Annotated in this window: 18 protein-coding genes; 2 read left to right on the top strand and 16 right to left on the bottom strand. The window is 72.2% G+C overall.

The window, feature by feature from the left end; genetic code table 11:
• The coding region (locus Afe05nite_RS25875) for a cellulose binding domain-containing protein (protein WP_203819793.1) at positions 1 to 579 on the top strand (579 nt) is incomplete at its 5' end.
• Between the two features lie 67 nt (positions 580 to 646).
• Here the strand turns inward: Afe05nite_RS25875 and Afe05nite_RS25870 are convergent.
• The 15 genes from Afe05nite_RS25870 to Afe05nite_RS25800 form a co-directional block, all read right to left on the bottom strand.
• Positions 647 to 940, bottom strand: coding sequence for a DUF1330 domain-containing protein (locus Afe05nite_RS25870; protein ID WP_203819792.1), 294 nt, complete (start codon positions 938 to 940; stop codon positions 647 to 649).
• A gap of 106 nt (positions 941 to 1046) precedes the next feature.
• Entirely contained in the window at positions 1047 to 1874 is an 828-nt protein-coding gene (locus Afe05nite_RS25865) for an LLM class flavin-dependent oxidoreductase (protein ID WP_203819791.1), read from the bottom strand.
• 156 nt (positions 1875 to 2030) lie between these two features.
• The gene (locus tag Afe05nite_RS25860) at positions 2031 to 3593 is read right to left on the bottom strand and encodes a methyl-accepting chemotaxis protein (RefSeq protein ID WP_203819790.1); all 1563 of its coding nucleotides are present in this window, start codon (positions 3591 to 3593) and stop codon (positions 2031 to 2033) included.
• 182 nt (positions 3594 to 3775) lie between these two features.
• The gene (locus Afe05nite_RS25855) at positions 3776 to 4201 is read right to left on the bottom strand and encodes a winged helix-turn-helix transcriptional regulator (RefSeq protein WP_239118189.1); all 426 of its coding nucleotides are present in this window, start codon (positions 4199 to 4201) and stop codon (positions 3776 to 3778) included.
• 30 nt (positions 4202 to 4231) lie between these two features.
• Positions 4232 to 4405, bottom strand: a complete 174-nt coding sequence (locus Afe05nite_RS25850) for an SDR family oxidoreductase (RefSeq protein WP_203819789.1) — start codon at positions 4403 to 4405, stop codon at positions 4232 to 4234.
• Positions 4406 to 4671: 266 nt separating this feature from the next.
• A complete protein-coding gene (locus Afe05nite_RS25845; protein ID WP_203819788.1) occupies positions 4672 to 5739 on the bottom strand; it encodes a M20/M25/M40 family metallo-hydrolase in 1068 nt (355 codons plus the stop codon).
• Entirely contained in the window at positions 5736 to 6617 is an 882-nt protein-coding gene (locus Afe05nite_RS25840) for a [LysW]-aminoadipate kinase (protein WP_203819787.1), read from the bottom strand. The genes Afe05nite_RS25845 and Afe05nite_RS25840 overlap by 4 nt, the downstream gene beginning before the upstream one ends.
• Before the next feature lie 63 nt (positions 6618 to 6680).
• Entirely contained in the window at positions 6681 to 7706 is a 1026-nt protein-coding gene (gene argC, locus Afe05nite_RS25835) for an N-acetyl-gamma-glutamyl-phosphate reductase (protein ID WP_203819786.1), read from the bottom strand.
• The gene (locus Afe05nite_RS25830) at positions 7703 to 8572 is read right to left on the bottom strand and encodes a RimK family alpha-L-glutamate ligase (protein ID WP_239118191.1); all 870 of its coding nucleotides are present in this window, start codon (positions 8570 to 8572) and stop codon (positions 7703 to 7705) included. Before Afe05nite_RS25830 ends, argC begins: the two co-directional genes overlap by 4 nt.
• A gap of 2 nt (positions 8573 to 8574) precedes the next feature.
• On the bottom strand, positions 8575 to 8742 hold the full coding sequence (gene lysW, locus Afe05nite_RS25825; protein ID WP_239118188.1) for a lysine biosynthesis protein LysW: 168 nt from the start codon (positions 8740 to 8742) through the stop codon (positions 8575 to 8577).
• Positions 8739 to 9692 (bottom strand): transketolase family protein, encoded by a 954-nt coding sequence (locus Afe05nite_RS25820; RefSeq protein ID WP_203819784.1) that lies wholly within the window; start codon positions 9690 to 9692, stop codon positions 8739 to 8741. Before Afe05nite_RS25820 ends, lysW begins: the two co-directional genes overlap by 4 nt.
• The gene (locus Afe05nite_RS25815) at positions 9685 to 10539 is read right to left on the bottom strand and encodes a transketolase (protein WP_203819783.1); all 855 of its coding nucleotides are present in this window, start codon (positions 10537 to 10539) and stop codon (positions 9685 to 9687) included. The genes Afe05nite_RS25820 and Afe05nite_RS25815 overlap by 8 nt, the downstream gene beginning before the upstream one ends.
• A complete protein-coding gene (locus Afe05nite_RS25810; RefSeq protein WP_203819782.1) occupies positions 10536 to 11828 on the bottom strand; it encodes a DegT/DnrJ/EryC1/StrS family aminotransferase in 1293 nt (430 codons plus the stop codon). Before Afe05nite_RS25810 ends, Afe05nite_RS25815 begins: the two co-directional genes overlap by 4 nt.
• A gap of 13 nt (positions 11829 to 11841) precedes the next feature.
• Positions 11842 to 12918, bottom strand: coding sequence for a BtrH N-terminal domain-containing protein (locus Afe05nite_RS25805; RefSeq protein ID WP_203819781.1), 1077 nt, complete (start codon positions 12916 to 12918; stop codon positions 11842 to 11844).
• The gene (locus Afe05nite_RS25800; protein ID WP_498371345.1) at positions 12915 to 13496 is read right to left on the bottom strand and encodes a beta-sandwich domain-containing protein; all 582 of its coding nucleotides are present in this window, start codon (positions 13494 to 13496) and stop codon (positions 12915 to 12917) included. Before Afe05nite_RS25800 ends, Afe05nite_RS25805 begins: the two co-directional genes overlap by 4 nt.
• A 212-nt stretch (positions 13497 to 13708) precedes the next feature.
• Between Afe05nite_RS25800 and Afe05nite_RS25795 the strand changes: the two genes are divergently transcribed.
• Positions 13709 to 14437: a sulfotransferase-like domain-containing protein gene (locus Afe05nite_RS25795; protein WP_203819779.1), complete on the top strand. Its 729-nt coding sequence runs from the start codon at positions 13709 to 13711 to the stop codon at positions 14435 to 14437.
• Positions 14438 to 14470: 33 nt separating this feature from the next.
• Here the strand turns inward: Afe05nite_RS25795 and Afe05nite_RS25790 are convergent, their stop codons facing one another.
• Positions 14471 to 15739 (bottom strand): MFS transporter, encoded by a 1269-nt coding sequence (locus Afe05nite_RS25790; RefSeq protein WP_203819778.1) that lies wholly within the window; start codon positions 15737 to 15739, stop codon positions 14471 to 14473.
• Positions 15740 to 15844: the final 105 nt, after the last annotated feature.

The raw sequence follows: 15844 nt of genomic DNA, 5'->3' as shown, positions 1-15844 counted from the left end.
TCCGGCAGCACCCGGACCATCTCCACCACGGCCGCCGCCGCCGGTCTCAGCGGCAACGCGTTCACCCTGCTCGACGCCTGGACCGGAGCGAACAGCACCACCACCGGCGCGATCTCGGCCTCGGTGCCGGCCCACGGCACCGTCGTCTACCGGGTCTCCCGCTCCGGCGCCACCTCCAGTCCGAGTCCCACCCCGACGGTGAGCCTGAGCCTGAGTCCGAGCCCGACGTGGAGACCGACCTCACCGCCGACCGGCTCGGCGGCCTGCCAGGTCAGCTATCGGATCACCGGGCAGTGGACCGGTGGCTTCCAGGCCGACGTGAGCATCCGCAACACCGGAACCACGCCGATCGACGGCTGGAACCTGCGCTGGAACTTCACCGACGGTCAGCAGATCTCGCAGGCCTGGAACGCCACCGTCACCCAGACCGGCGATCAGGTGACCGCCACCAACGCGGCCTGGAACGCCGCCGTCGCCCCGGGTGCCACGGTCAGCCTCGGCTTCCTGGGCACGGCAACCGGGGCCAACACCAGCCCGGCCTCCTTCACCCTCGGCCAGACCGCCTGCACCACGGCCTGACCCGGGCTCACCCCGACGACGCCGGGCGCCGTGCAAGCGGCGTCCGGCGTCCGGCCTCGCGGCCCGGTCAGTCGGTGCCCTCGACGATGCGGAAGTCGCGGTCGACGCCGTCGGCGAGGGCGGCCAGCGCCTTCTGATAGGCCGCGCTCTCGTGCGCCGCGACGGCCTGCTCGAAGCTGTCGAACTCGACCAGGACGACGCGTTCGGCGATGCCGGCGTCGTGCGCCACGACCCGACCGCCACGCACGAAGGTCCGGCCGCCCGCGGCCTGGACCGCCGAGCGGGCCAGTTCGTTGTAGGCGGCCAGTTTCGCCGGGTCGGAAATGGTGCGGTAGACGCTGACCCAGTAGCCCTTGGGCATGGAACCTCCAGTTGTCAGTCAGGGAGTCATCGGCCGAGCAGACGTAGCGCAAGGCCTCGGTTTCCCCTCTTCGGTGTTCGTTGTCCGATGCCGTTCATGCGGCCGGTCAGGTGCGGCCGAGGACCCGGGCCAGGTGGTCCACCTGGGTGGGGTCGTCGGCGTAGCAGTAGAGGATCAGTTCGTCGGCGCCGAAGGCTCGGTAGGCGGCGACGGTGTCGACCAGTTCGGCCGGATCGGCGATCGGAACGCCCCAGTCGTCGCGGCCGTAATAGGCGGCGATGCTCGAGCGGGCCGGCCCGAAGGCGGTGCCGAGGGCGACGTTGATCTGGCAGACCAGCCGGGGCCGTCCGCTGCGTCCGGCGGCGGTCCACTCGTGCTGGACGGTGCTCACCAGCTTGTCGGCCCAGGGAAGCGGCGCGGCGCAGAGGAAACCGGCACCGTGGCGGGCGATCCGGCGCAGGGCGGCGGGGGCGAACGCGCCGATCAGGATCGGCGGCCCGGCCGGGGTGGCGGGCCGCGGGCCGACCACCGCGTCCTGGTACGGCTCGCCGCGCCAGATCCGGCGCAACTCGGTGAGCTGGGTTTCCAGGAGACGGCCCCGGGCGGTGACGGGCGTACCGGCGGCGGCGTGGTCGTCCTCGCGCCCGCCGACGCCGATGCCGAGGGTGAATCGGCCGCCGGACATGATGTCGAGGGTGGCCACCTGTTTGGCCAGCAGGGCGGTGGAGCGCAGCGGGCCGAGCAGCACCTCGGTCTGCAGCCGGATCCGGGACGTCGCTCCGGCCAGCACGGACAGCGCCACGAGCGGTTCCGGGTTGTGATAGGCGAGCCGGTCGAGCAGGGCCAGGGTGTCGAAGCCGGCCGACTCGCCGCGCCGCGCCCAGTCGGTGAGCAGGTGGGGGTCGGTGATGGGGAGGCCGAGGCCGATTCGCATGGAATTTCTCCTTGAAGAGGGCAGCGTGCAACAGCTGTCGCCCTCTCCTCCCACACGGGGGGTGGGTCCCTGGCCCTTCCTGCGACGCACTTCTTGAGCCGGGAGACGGAGTTCCGGTGAAGGAGATTACCGCTTCCCGCGACCGCGGGGGAGGTGTCAATACCGGAAGGTCTTGACCAGTACGTCGACCCGGGTGGCGAGGTCGCTGAGTTTGGCGGCGGACTCCTCGGTCACGCCCGCCCCTCGAGAGGTGGCACCGGCGGCCACGGCGACCTCACCGATGGTGCGGGCGATCTCGCCGGAGCCGTCGGCGATCTGGCCGACGTTGCGACCGATCTCCGAGGCGGTGGCCGACTGCTCCTCGACCGCGGCGGCGATGGTGGTCTGCAGTTCGTTGATCTGGTGGACGACCGACGCGATCCGGCCGATCGAGTCGGCGACGTCGCTCGTCGTGCTCTGGATCGCGGCGGTCTTGCGGGAGATGTCCTCGGTGGCCTTGGCGGTCTCCTGCGCGAGGTCCTTGACCTCCCCGGCGACCACGGCGAAGCCCTTGCCGGCCTCGCCGGCTCGGGCCGACTCGATGGTCGCGTTGAGCGCGAGCAGGTTCGTCTGTTCGGCGATCGCGTTGATCACCTTGAGGATGTCGCCGATCTCGGCACTCGCCTGCCCGAGCCGTTCCACCGCCTGGGAGGTCTCCTCGGCGGTCCGGACCGCGCCGGTGGCCACCCCGGCCGCGGTGGACGCGCTCTGCGCGATCTCGGTGATCGACGCCGTCATCTCCTCGGTCGCCGCGGACATCGTGGTCACGTTCGCCGCGACCTGCCGGGCGGTGGTCGAGACCGTGCCGGCCTGGGCGGTGGTCTCCTCGGCCGCCTGCCCCAGGTCGGCCGCCACCGCGGTCAGCTCGTCGGACGCACCGGCGAGCGCGGAGGAGGTGTCGCCGACGGTGGCGACGGCGCCGCGCATCGCGGTCAGGGCGGTGGCCAGGGCCGTCGCCATCTGGCCGATCTCGTCGTGGGTGGCCACGTCGACCTCCGTGGTCAGATCGCGGTCGGCGACCCGCGCGAGCGCGGCCACCATCCGGTGCAGCGGCCGAGTGATCGACCGGGCGACCAGCACGGAGATCGTGACCAGGATCGACAGGCCGAGCAGGAGGGCCAGGCCGATGATCATCTTCAGCTCGGTCATCGCGTGGTTCGAGGCGGTGAGTGCGGCGTCGACGTGCCGCTGGGCGAGCGCCCGGGTCGCGGTGATCTTCTCCTGCATCGCCTGGGCCCGGTCGCCTTCGGCTCGCAGCAGGACTCCCGCCTGAGGGCCGGCCGGGTCGGTGGCCAGGATGACAGGCAGCTGAGCGTCGACGCCGGTCAGGTAGGCGTCGTAGCCGGTGTGCAGGTCGTCGAGGCTCGTGCGGACCTCGGCGGGCACCGGCACGGACCGCAGCGCCGTCCAGTCGGCGGCGGCGGTCAGTCGGATCGCGGCGAGTTTGTCGGTGGCGGCCTTGCGGGCGGCGCCATTGGTGGCCAGCAGCGCGTCCCGTTCGGCGATCTGGATGTTGCTCTGCTGCATGTCCAGGTCGATCAGGATCGCGTTGGCCTGGTTGAGCAGGACCCGCTGCTGGCTGGACGAGCGGACGGTGCCGAGTCCGGCGAAGGTCGCGATGCCGATGGCCACCGAGACAAGCATCCCGGTGGCGCCCAGGATCGTGAGCTTGTGTCCCACGGTAAACCGCAGTAATGGGCCCATCGGGTCTCCGTTCGCGCTGCCGAGGTGCCCTTGACCTGGGATTCCGGCTGGCCTGACCGATCGACCCGAGCGTAGATCATCCGCGGTGCGCGGCAGCCCGTTCGCCGAAGTCGGCAGTTGTCGCTCGCCGCCGGACGGCCGAGGTGAGAATCGAAGCCCTACCCACGATCGGGCGCTGCGTCCGGCGCGAGATGGCGCCGGCCCCAGTCACCCAGCGGCTTCAGCGCCTGGTACAGGTCGATGCCCCGCGGGGTGAGCGAATACTCGACGCGCAAGCCGGTGCGGTCGTCGTACGCCTCGCGCCGGACGACCCGGTCCTGCTCCAGCTCGCGCAGCTGACGGGCCAGCACCTTCTCGCTGACCCCCGGCACCTGCCGTTTCAGTGCGCCGAACCGTTGTGGATCGTCGCGCAGGGCCCAGCGGATGAGCACCTTCCACTTGCCGCTGATGACCTCCATCGAAGCGTCGAGGCCACCGAACGGGGGTCTCGCGCGGACGCTCATGCCGTACCCCTCGTTGTCGCCGGACCGGGGCCGGCCCCGGATGGCGGTCCGCGAACTCGGCCACCACCGTGCCACGGCCACCGTCGGAGGTGAGTGTCCACCCCGCCGTGGTCACTGCGGGCGGGTGAGCCGCTGACCGAGACCACCGTCGACGTTGAGCTCCGCGCCGGTGGTGAAGGTGGCGTCGAAGGCGAGGAAGAGCACCGCGCGCGCGACCTCCTCGGCCGAACCGTGCCGGCGCATCGGGGTGATCGTGTCGCCGACCTTCTCGAACATGGCGAGCATCTCGGGGGATTCTTCCCGTCACGGCCGGTGACCACGACCTCGCCACCGCCGTCGACCAGGGCCTTCGCGGTGGCCAGACCGATGCCGATGGTGCCACCGGTGATCACCGCCTTCCCTTACAGGTCCGTACTTACCTGACGGGCTCTCCTCGAGGCGCTGCCGGTCTGGCCGCTCGCGGAGGAGGCCTGCGAGTGACGACTCCGGGAGCCCGCCGGAGCCCCGGTGCGCCGCGGACGAGGTCATCCGCGGCGCGCTGCCGGTGGGGATCAGGCCACGGCCGGTTCCACGGCGGCCGGGAGGGCGGACAGTTCGCCGAGGGCGACCCGGTAGACCTCGACCGCGTTCAGGAACTCCTCGATCACGATGTGCTCGTTCTCCGAATGGTCCAGCGAGCTGTCGCCGGGGCCGTACGTGGCCATCGGGATGCTCCAGACCTCGGCCAGGGTGTTCATGTCGGAGGTGGCCGTCTTCAGCTTGGGCTGCGGTGTCCCGCCGGCCCGCCGGATGCCGGCGGTGAGCGCGCGCACCACCGGGTCGTTGCGGACGGTGCGCACCGCCCCGACGGTGTTGAGCACCTCGATGATCCCGTCGCCCGCCACCTCACGCAGGCGCCGGACCAGCGCGTCGGAGTCGAAGCCCGGCGGGGTGCGGTAGCTCAGTTCGAGCCGGGCGTCGACGGTGTCGCCGACCAGCTCGCAGAGGGTCACGCCGGGCACGTTGAAGGCGGCGTGGCTGGTCTCCGGGCCGGCCGCGGCCACGGCCGCCGTCCAGAACGCGGCGGCGGCCTCGACCGCCTTCTCGACCGGGTTGCTCGGGTGGGTGGCCGGCCGGTGCACCCGGTACGCGATGTCGAGCTTGCCCTTGTAGCCCAGCACGATGCCGTTCCAGCCGCTGGGCTCGCCCACCACCAGCGCGTCCGGCGGTTCCCAGGACCGGCGTACGTGCATGGCGCCCATCGAGCCCGGCGTCTCCTCCTCGACCACCCCCGCGACGACGAGCGTGCCGGGGAAGTCGGGGCCGGCGTTCACCGCCGCGGCGATCATCGCGGCCAGCGGGCCCTTGGCGTCGACCGCGCCCCGGCCGTACAGCCGGCTCTCGGTCCGCCGGGCGGTGATCGGGTCGTCCACCGTGTCCATGTGCCCGATCAGCGCGATCGTCGGGCCTTGCCCGGTGCCGATCTCGCCTATCGCGTTGCCCGCCTCGTCGATCCGCGAACTCATGCCGAGCCGGGCCATCGTGCCGGCCAGGAAGTCGGCGAGGTCCTGTTCCCGGCCGGACGGTGACGGGATCTCGATCATGCGGTGCAGCAGGTCCACCGCGTCGTGGCTGTTCATGCCGCGCGCCGGGCCGCGCGCCGTTCCGCCCGCCGTTCCGAGCGAGCGATCTTGACCTGGGTGCCGGAGCCGTCGAGCGCCTCACGGACCGGCTTGCTGCCGCGGCCGTTCGCCACGATCACCCGCCGGACCCCGCCGGTGAGCGCCTCGCGGGCGGCCACCAGCTTCAGCGCCATCCCGCCCCGGGCCCAGCGCGGCGGCGGACCCTCCGGCTCCACCTCCACCTCGGACAGCACACTGGACGGGTCGTCCGGCACCGCCTGCACGCCGTCCGCGCCGGTGAGCAGGACGAGTTCGTCGGCACCGACGGCGGCGGCCACCGCGGCGGCGGCCCGGTCGGCGTCGACGTTGAGCGCCTCGCCGTCCAGGGTCATCGCGGGCGGCGAGATCACCGGGACGATGCCCTGGGCCATCGCCAGGTGCAGAATGCCGGTCTCGACGTGCTCGATGGTGCCGGCCAGGTTGTCCCGCACCAGCACGGTGCGGCCGTCCACGACGGCGCGCTGGGCCTTCTTGCGCCGGGCCTGGATCAGGTGCCCGTCCATGCCGGTCATGCCCATGGCGCGGATGCCGCGCCGGGCCAGGGCCCGGATCAGCTTCGGCTTCACCGAGCCGGCCAGGGCCAGGGTCACCACCTCCATGGTCTTCTCATCGGTACGCCGGGAGGTGACGCCGTCCGGGGCGACGTGCTTGGTCTGCGGCACCCCCATCTGGTCGGCGAGCCGCTCGATCTCCGCGGAGCCGCCGTGCACGATCACCACGCGCCGGCCCTCCTCGACGAGCTGCGCCACGTCGTCGCAGATGCCTTCGGCGTCGACCGCCGCGTTGCCACCGATCTTGACGACGGTGACCGGCTCCTTCTCTTCGCTGGCATGCATAGCGGTTGTCCTCTTTCGATGGGGGTGAGACGGGGAAGCGGACCGGCACGGGGGTGGCCGGGATCAGACCGGATGCAGGCCGGGGAATTCCAGGCCGAGTCGTTCCGGCCAGCCCATCCGGATGTTCAGCGACTGCACGGCGTTGCCGGCCCCGCCCTTGACCAGGTTGTCCAGGGCGGCCACGGCGAGGACCTGGCGGGCCTCGGGCCGGACCGCGAAACCGACGTCGCAGTAGTTCGAGCCGCTGAGCACCTTCGGCTCGGGCAGCCGGTACATCCCGCGGCGTTGCGCCACCACCCGGACGAACGGCTCGTCGGCGTAGTGCCGCCGGTACGCCCGCCGGACAGCGGTCTCGTCGACGCCGTCGCGCAGGGTCGCCCGGCACAGCACCTGGACCCCGCGCACCGCCTCGACACCGGTCGCGGTCATCGTCGGGCGTACCCCGCAGGACTGCGCGATCTCCGCCTCGTGCCGGTGACCGGCCGGGGCGAACACCCGCATCGCGCCGCTGCGTTCGGCGTGCGTGTTGGCCGGCCCGGCGGTGGCACCCGAGCCGCTCGACCCGGTCCGCGCGTCGACCGTCACGTCCGGTTCGATGAGCTGTTCGGCGGCGAGCGGGCGCAACGCCAGGATCGCGGCGGTCGCCATGCAGCCCGGCACCGCGATCCGGTCCGCCCCGCGCAGGGCTTCGCGGGCCAGTTCCGGTGCGCCCGGCACGAAGTCGCCGAGCAGTTCCGGGGCGGTGTGCGGGAGGCCGTAGTAGGCCTCGTACACCGCCGGGTCGGTCAGGCGGAAGTCGCCGGACAGGTCGATGAGGGTCTTGGCGTGCCCGGCCAGCCGGGGGAGCAGCTCCATGGTGGCTCCGTGCCCGGCGGCGAGCAGCAGCACGTCGTACTGTTCGAGTTCCTCCTCGGCGCAGAACGTCAGGTCGGTGAGCCCGCGCAGGTTGGGATGCGTACTGTCGATCCGTTTGCCGCCGAGCCGGCTGGAGACCGCCGCGGCCAGTTCCACCTCGGGGTGGCCCAGCAGCAACCGCAGCAGTTCGCCGCCGATGTAGCCGGCCCCGCCGAGCACCGCCGCCCGGATCATGCCGGCACCTCCGTCGTCATCTCGCCGGCCCGGGCCAGGGTCAGGTCGGCTATCGCGCCGGGCACGTCGCAGCCTTCACCGAGCGCCCGCTGCAGGCCGGTGAACTCGACGCCGCTGTTGACCTCGAGGACCAGCAGCCGGCCGTCGACGTCCTCGACCACGTCCACCCCGGCGATGTCCGCGCCGACCGCCCGGGCCGCGCTCAGCGCCACGTCGGCGAGGTCGCCGTGCAGGTCGCACATCGTCGTGGTGGCACCCCGGGCGACGTTGGTGCGCCAGGTGTCGGCGTTGCGGTACACCGCGCCGACCGCCCGGTCGCCGACGACCACGACCCGGATGTCGCGGCCCGGCTTCTCCACGTACGCCTGGAGGTAGATCAGGTGGGCCTGCGGCGCCGGCAGCGCCGCACAGTGCTCGAGGACCGCCTCGGCCGCGTCCGGGTCCCGGATCAGCGAGACCCGCTTGCCCCACGAGGAGCTCAGCGGCTTGAGTACGACCGGGTAACCCATCGCGGCGATCTCGTCGAGCGCCGCCTCCGGGGTGAGCGCCAGCGCCGCCTTGGGGGTCGGCACGCCGGCCCGTTGCAGGGCCAGCGAGGTCTGCCACTTGTCGCCGCAGATCTCACCGGCGCGGGCCGAGTTGAGGGTGCTGATCCCGGCCGCCTCGAGGCTGACCGCCGCGTAGCGGGCGCGGGTGCCGGAGATCTCCCGGTTGAGGATCACCTGCCACGGCGGCGAGGCGTCGCCGAGGCCGAACCGCAGGGTACGGGAGTCGATCACGTCGACCTCCGCCCCGCGGTGCGCGAACGCATCGAGGAGACGTTTCTCCTCGGTGCGCACGCGCGACGCGAGCAGACCGATGCGCATGCTCACTCGCCCCAGTCCTCTTCGGCCTCGGGCGCGATGACCAGCAGCGGCGGCTCGATCGAGACGACTTCGAGCTCACTGCGGCAGTCGGGGCACTCCACGACTTCGCTGAGCCGGGTGCTGTCGGGCAGGTCGAGCTTGCGCTCGCATTCGGGACAGGCGGCGATCACGGCTGGGTCCTCTTTCCGGTGCTGGTGTGTCGCAGGACGGTTTGCACCACGGCGTCGGCGGTGATGCCGTAGTGGTCGAGCAGGTCCTCCTGGGAACCGACGTGGCCGGCGAAGGTGTCCGGCATGCCGATCCGGGCGATCCGGACCGGTGCGTGCTCGCTGAGCGTCTCGGTGACCGCGGCGCCGAGACCGCCGGAGCGCCAGTGCTCCTCGACGGTGACGACCAGGCGGGTGCCGGCCGCGGCGTCGATCAGGCCGGCCTCGTCGAACGGTTTGATCGTGTGCATGTTCAGCACGCCCGCCTCGATGCCCTGCCCGGCCAGCGCGGTGGCGGCGTCCAGGGCGGCCAGGACCGGGTACGGGCCGGTCGCGACCAGCAGCACCTCGCCGCCGGCCCGCAGGCGCTGGGCCGTACCGATCACCGGTGGCTCGACGCCGGCCGGCAGGGCCGGGGTGGCCTTGCGTCCCAGCCGGGCGTAGAGCGGGCCGGGCAGCTCGATCGCCGCGTCCACCAGCGCCTCGGTGGCGGCCGCGTCGGCCGGCACCACCACTGTCATGTTGGGCAGGGCCCGCATCACGGCGAGATCCTCGAGGCACTGGTGGGTGGGGCCGAGATGGCCGGCGGAGAGGCCGCCGTGGGTGGCCATGATCCGCACCGGCATCGCGTTGTAGGCGATATCGATCTTGATGGCCTCGACCGCCCGGGAGGTCGCGAACGCCGCCATCGTGTTGACGAACGGCGTCCAGCCGCTGGCCGCCAGACCGGCCGCCATCCCCATCAGGTTGTGCTCGGCGATACCGATGTTGACGTACCGCGCCGCCGCCGTGCCGAAGTCGACGCCGGTGAACAGCCCGGTGTCGGTGTCCAGGCAGATCAGCCGGTCGTGCTCGGGCAGCAGACCGGCGAGCCGGTTCCGGTACGCCTGGCGGGCCGGCAGGGTGTCAGCCATGGTGGGCCTCCCCGGGGGCGGCCCGGCGCAGCGCGATCCGGGCGCGGGCCTGCTGGCGCTCGCTGAAGTTGACGTAGTGGCTCTTCGGGTTGCCGGCCACGAACGGGACCCCGGCGCCCTTGGTGGTGCGGGCGATCAGCACGCTCGGCCGGCCCGGCATCCAGGGCGCACCGGCGAGCGCGTCGCGGACCGCCTCGATGTTCTGCCCGTCCACCTCGCGGACGGCCCAGCCGAAGCTGCGCCAGCGGTCGCCGAGCGGCTCCAGCGGGCAGATGTCCTCGGTGGACCCGGTGAGCTGCAGGCCGTTGCGGTCGACGACGGCGATCAGGTTGTCCAGGCCGAGCCCGGCGGCGCCCATCGCCGCCTCCCACACCGAGCCCTCCTGCAGCTCGCCGTCGCCCAGAGCGACGAAGACCCGGCGCCGGCTGCCGGACAGCTTGGCGGCCAGCGCGAACCCGATGGCCAGGGCCGGGCCGTGGCCCAGCGAGCCGGTCGGCATCTCGACGCCCGGGATCGAGCGGACCGGGTGGGCCATGAACCGGCTGCCGGTGGTGCCGTAACCGGCCAGCTCGGCCGGGTCGACGAACCCCCGCTCGGCGAGCGTGCTGTACAGCCCGATCGCGGCGTGGCCCTTGCTCAGCAGGAAGATGTCGCGGTGCGGGTCGTCGGGGTGGGCGGGGTCGATCCGCAGGACGTCGAAGTAGAGCGCGGTGAGCACCTCGACGAGGGAGAGCGAGCCGCCGAGGTGGCCGCCCTCCGGGTTCGAGCAGACGTCGACGATGCGTTCCCGGATGTTCAGCGCGTGCGCCCGCAGCAGGTCGGTGCGGTTCTCGGTGAGGACGGTCATCGCTCGGCCCTCGCCAGCGTGGTGAGCATGTCGCGGTTGCTCCAGACCTTCTCGAAGGCGTCGGCGTAGCGCTGGAGCAGGTCGCCGGTGTCCGGGTTGAGATGCCGCTTCTGCAGGGTCAGCGAGTCCTCGATGACCGCCTCGGCGACCGGGTGCCCGGCGTCGGGCGGGGTCTCGCCGTCGAGCGCGGCCCACGGGTAGCCGTTGCCGAAACCGGTCCGCTCCTGGAAGACCTTCTGCCGCGGCAGCGTCATCAGCTGGTACTGCGACAGCGGGACGCCCTCGGCGCGCAGGACCCGGCGCAGCGCGCCGCGCAGCGCGGCCGGCGGCACCCCGGGCAGGCCCATCGCCGCCGGGTCGAACCGCAAGCGCAGGATGTGCCAGGCGTGCGTGCAACCTTCGCGGGCGGCCGGCACCTGGATGCCGGGCAGCGGGCGGAGCCGGTCGAGGAACGCGGTGATGTTGGCCTGGCGCCGCGCCTCGTAGTCGTCGAAGCGGCCGAGCTGGCTGGCGGCGAACGCCGCCTGGATCGGGTTGAGCTTGGAGTTCCAGCCCAGCGTGTACGACACGTAGTCGCGCGGCTTGCCGGCCTCGATGACCTCGCCGAACTGGCGGATCATGCGGATCTTGCCGGCCAGCGCCTCGTCGTTGGTGGTGAGCAGCCCGCCCTCGCCACAGGTCGGCAGGTTCTTGGTGACCTGCAGGCTGAACGCCGCGGCGTCACCCAGCGCCCCGACCTGGGTGCCGTGGTAGCTCGCGCCGTGCGCCTGGGCGGCGTCCTCGACGATGACCAGCCCGTGCCGGTCGGCGAGCGCCCGCAGCGGGGCCATGTCGGCGGGCATGCCGTGCAGGTGCACCGGCAGGATCGCGGCGGTCCGCCCGGTGATCTTGCGGGCCACGTCGTCCGGGTCGAGCGTGAAGGTCACCGGGTCGATGTCGGCGAAGACCGGCACGGCCATCTGATGCAGCGGGGCGAGGCCGGAGGCGATGAAGCTCAACGCCGGCACGATCACCTCGTCGCCCGGTCCGACGCCGAGCGCGGCCAGGGCGATCTGCAGGGCGGTGGTCCCGTTGGACAGACCCACGCACCGGGCCACGCCCACCCGCTCGGCGAACCGCGCCTCCAGGTCGTCGACCGCGGTCGGGGTGTCGCTGTTGGAGACCAGCTCGCCGCTGTCGATGACGGCGAGGACGGCCTTGCGGTCCTCCTCGGTGATGATCGGCCAGGCGACGGAGCGCTGGTCGCGGGGTACTGCCGGGGCGCCCCCGAGTACGGCGAGCTTGTCCACGTCGATGTCCTCCTCAGACCGTCAGGTCGTTGAGCGCGCGGGCCGCCCGGTCCACGGCGGTTGCCGCGGCCTCGTAGCGGCGGTGCAGGCGGGTGCCATGGCGGTGCAGGTCGGCGGCGGCCGCGGCGGGGTCCGGCCAGCCGTGCGCCGCGGTGACCCGCAGGCCGGTCCAGGCGTGGGCGGCGGACTCGACCGCACGGCCGGCCTCGCGCAGGGCGGGTACCGCCCACCGGTGGCCGCGGGTCCGCAGGTATTCGCCGTGCAGGCTGCACATCGCCTGCTGGCTCCAGCCGAACGTGTAGAGCGCCTTTAGCGGGTCGGCCTCGCCGCCACGGGCGGCCGCCACCACGTGGTCGACGTAGCGGCGCAGCCCGGCCAGCCCGGTCCAGTGCGCGGCGTCGGCCGGCAGGTCGGCGGTGAGGTCGCCGGCGTTGGCCCGGACGGCGCTCAGCAGCGTGGCCGGGTCGTCGGCCGGCCACGGCGTACCGACCTCGACGGTCAGGTAGCGCCGGCCGATGCCCGCGTTGCTGAAGAAGGCGTCCTGGTGGTCGGCCGGGTTGGCCGAGCCCCAGGCGTTCAGGAAGTCCTCGGCGCGGATCGGCCCGGCGAACTCCGGCGGCATGGTGTCCGAGACCAGCACCAGGCCCCGCTCGCGGTCGACGCCGAAGACCAGCACCAGGTGCGCGGCGTGCACGTCGTGGTAGGCGGGCCGGAACGGCAGATGGTAGTTGTCGACCGCGGCGATCGGCAGCACCCCGGAGTCGATGAGCGCGGCCAGCTCGGCGAGCGGCTCGTCGGACGTCGGCACCGACCAGGCGGAGTGCACCGGGTGGTACGGCATCATGCTGCCGGCCGTGTCGTCCGGCGTACGCCCGGGGAAGTAGAACTCCTCCGAGCGTACGTCGCCGGGGATGTGCCGGAACTCCCAGCGGGCGCCGAGCGCGGCGACCGGGTCGTGCCCGGCGTCCAGCAGCAGCGCGCCGAAGATCGACTGCAGGCAGCTCACCGGGTCGCGGTAGAAGGTCGGTGGCCGGTGCCCGGCCTGGCTCGGCGCGGTCGTGACCGGGGTGAGGGTCTCGGTGGCGGTCATCGGGTCACCTCGAGGGCTGCGGGCCGGGCCGCGGCCGGCTGGAGAGTCGCCGCGAAGATGTGCAGGGCCACGTTGTGCGGCAGGCCGATCCCGGTGAGCGGCGCCCGCCGGGTCACCGGGACCCGCTGGCACCAGATCGTCGCCGGCACCCCGAACTGGGTGTGGATCGGATAGTGCATGAGGGTGGCGAAGGCTTTGGTCTCGCCGAACGCGGGCGGCGCGGCCCAGAAGTCGGAGACGCGTACCGGTTCGAAGTCCACCGAGCCGTCGGCGAAGTGCAGCGCGATCTCGTCCTCGACCCGCCGCTCGCCGGCGGCGAGCAGGTACAGCCAGTCGGCGAGGTCGGCCTGCGGGCCCAGGTCGAGGTACTGGCCGGCGCAGCGCACGTTGTCCGGGGCGCCGGTGCCGGTCGGCGGCATCGTGAAGGTCACGGCGTCGACGACCACGCCGGTGCCCCCGGCGGGCAGGTCCTCCGCGGCGAAGGAATTGCCCCACACGTTGAACCGACCGGAGCTGGTATTGCTCACGGCCGATGTCCCGACATTGTCGAGATGAACTGAGAGGTCGATGATTCGCACCCCTGAATTAGAGACCGGTGCGGTCCGGGCGCGATTCCGCCTCAGGCTGAAACTCGACGGTGGTTCGGCGTACAAAAAGCGGGTTGTCGTTTACCCCGGCGTGTCGGATCCGCGGTCGCGGTAAGCGGATCGCTGACTTATCGCCGCAGCGCGGGAGAAACGTCGGGGGGCTGGGTACGTTGGCGCTTCCCGACGCCCGAAAGGAATTGATCATGGTCGATGACGATGGCCGGCTGACGCTCGCGCTGTGGAGCGCACCGCGCAGCCGGTCCACCGCGTTCGAGCGGATGATGATGCAACGCGGCGACTTCAACGTCGTGCACGAGCCTTTCTCGCACGTCGCCGACTTCGGCACGGCGGACGTCGACGGCACGACCGTCACCAGCGAGCAGGAACTGATCGAGACCCTGCTGAAGCTGCCCGGGAAGGTCTTCTTCAAGGACACGACCGACTTCCACTACCCCGGGCTGCTCGCGGACGAGAACTTCCTGCGGACCGCGGTGCACACGTTCATCATCCGGGAACCGGCCGAGGTGATCGCCTCGCACGTGGCACTCAACCCGCAGGTGACCAGCGCCGAGATCGGGATCGCCCGGCTCTGGGAGATCTACGAGCGGGTGCAGGCGGCCACCGGTGCCGAGCCCGTCGTGATCGACTCGGACGACCTGCTGGACCGGCCGGAGGCGACCGTGCGGGCGTACTGCGAGCGGATCGGGCTGGGTTTCCGGGCCGACGCGCTGCAGTGGGCCGCGGGGGTGCCGGCCCAGTGGCAGCGCACCGAGCGCTGGCACCGGGACGCGAGCAACAGCCAGGGCTTCGCGCGTAAGCAGAAGCCGGACGGTGCGGTCGACAGCGTGGCGGGCGACCCGGTGCTCGGCGAGTTCTACCGGCACCACCTGCCGTACTACGAGAAGCTGCGCGAGCGCCGGCTGGCGATCTGAACCGCGGTCACCGGCGAGCCGGCCGATCTCCCGTCAGCGGGGGACGGCCGGCTCTTGCAGGTCCTCCTGCTGCGGGGCGGTGGACATCCGGGGGATCGGCGAGAACACGATCCACAGTGCCGACAGCGCCAGCCCGACCGCACCGATGATCATGCCGGTGCGGTTGCCGTAGGTGCCGGCCAGCACGCCGCCGAGCCCGGCGCCGAGGGGGATGACACCCCAGGAGATCAACCGGTACGACGCGTTGACCCGGCCCTGCAGGCGGGTCGGCACCGCGGTCTGGCGCAGTGTCACGTTGTGCACGTTGGCCAGCGCCGTGCCGAAGCCCTGCACCAGGAAAGCGGTCGCGAGCAGGGCGATGGTGCCGGCGCCGCCGCCCCGCGCGAAGATCACGACGAGGGCCACGGCGTTGCCCACGATGATGGTGGCGAGCATCGTCCGGCCGAAGCCGTAGCGGAGGGACAGCCGCTCGCCGAAGGACGCGCCGACGAACGCGCCGACCGCGCCGAGGCTCAGCAGGATGCCGATCACGAAGGCGGACAGGTCGAGGTCGCGAGCGGTCCAGACGAAGAACCCGACGAGGAAGATCTCGTGCGCGAAGTTGAACGTGGCGGCCTCGCCGACCAGGGCGCGCATGATCCGGCTGCGCAGCACGAAGGCCAGCCCCTCCCGGATCTCCGGGCCGAGCCGGCGGTCGGCCGGCACCTCGGGCGGCTCCTCGCGGTGCGGGATGCCGGCCACCAGCAGACCCGAGATCAGATAGCTGAACGCGTCCACGAGGACCGCGAACGGCGCGGTCAGCCAGGACACCAGCAGGCCGCCGATGCCCTGGCCGCCCAGTTGCGCGGCGGACTGGGCCGCACCGATCTTGCTGTTGGCCGACATCAGCGAGTCCCGGTCGAGCAGGCTCGGCAGATAGGCGGTGTCCGCGATCTGATGCACCACGGTCAGGGTGCCGGCGATGAAGACCAGGATCAGCATCGGCCAGATGTGCTCGGCGCCGAGCCAGATCAGCAGCGGGATGGCGCCGATCGCGACGAACCGGCCGAAGTCCGCGGTGATCATCAGCGGCCGCCGGCGCACCCGGTCGACCAGGATGCCGGCGTGCAGGGTGAGCAGCAGGAACGGCGCGAACTGCACGGCCCGCAACAGGCCCACTTCGGCCGAGGTGGCGTGCAGGACACCGATCGCCAGCAGCGGCACCGCCAGTTCACTGATCTCGCTGCCGAACGACGAGATGGTCGAACCGGCGTACAGCCGCCGGAATCCGCGGTGTCGCCAGACGGACGTGGTTCCGGGCACGAAAAGGCCCCTTCCGATCGAAGAGCGAGAACGACATATAACACCCCACCGCCGTACGCGCCCGTCGAACTACCCGGGCCGGCCGAATGTAAGCGCCACGTTCAC

Source organism: Paractinoplanes ferrugineus, assembly GCF_016862195.1.
In the GTDB taxonomy this organism is placed as follows: Bacteria; Actinomycetota; Actinomycetes; order Mycobacteriales; family Micromonosporaceae; genus Actinoplanes; species Actinoplanes ferrugineus.
Note: the sequence above shows the minus strand (reverse complement) of the source record. Positions and strands in the feature narration are given on the sequence as shown.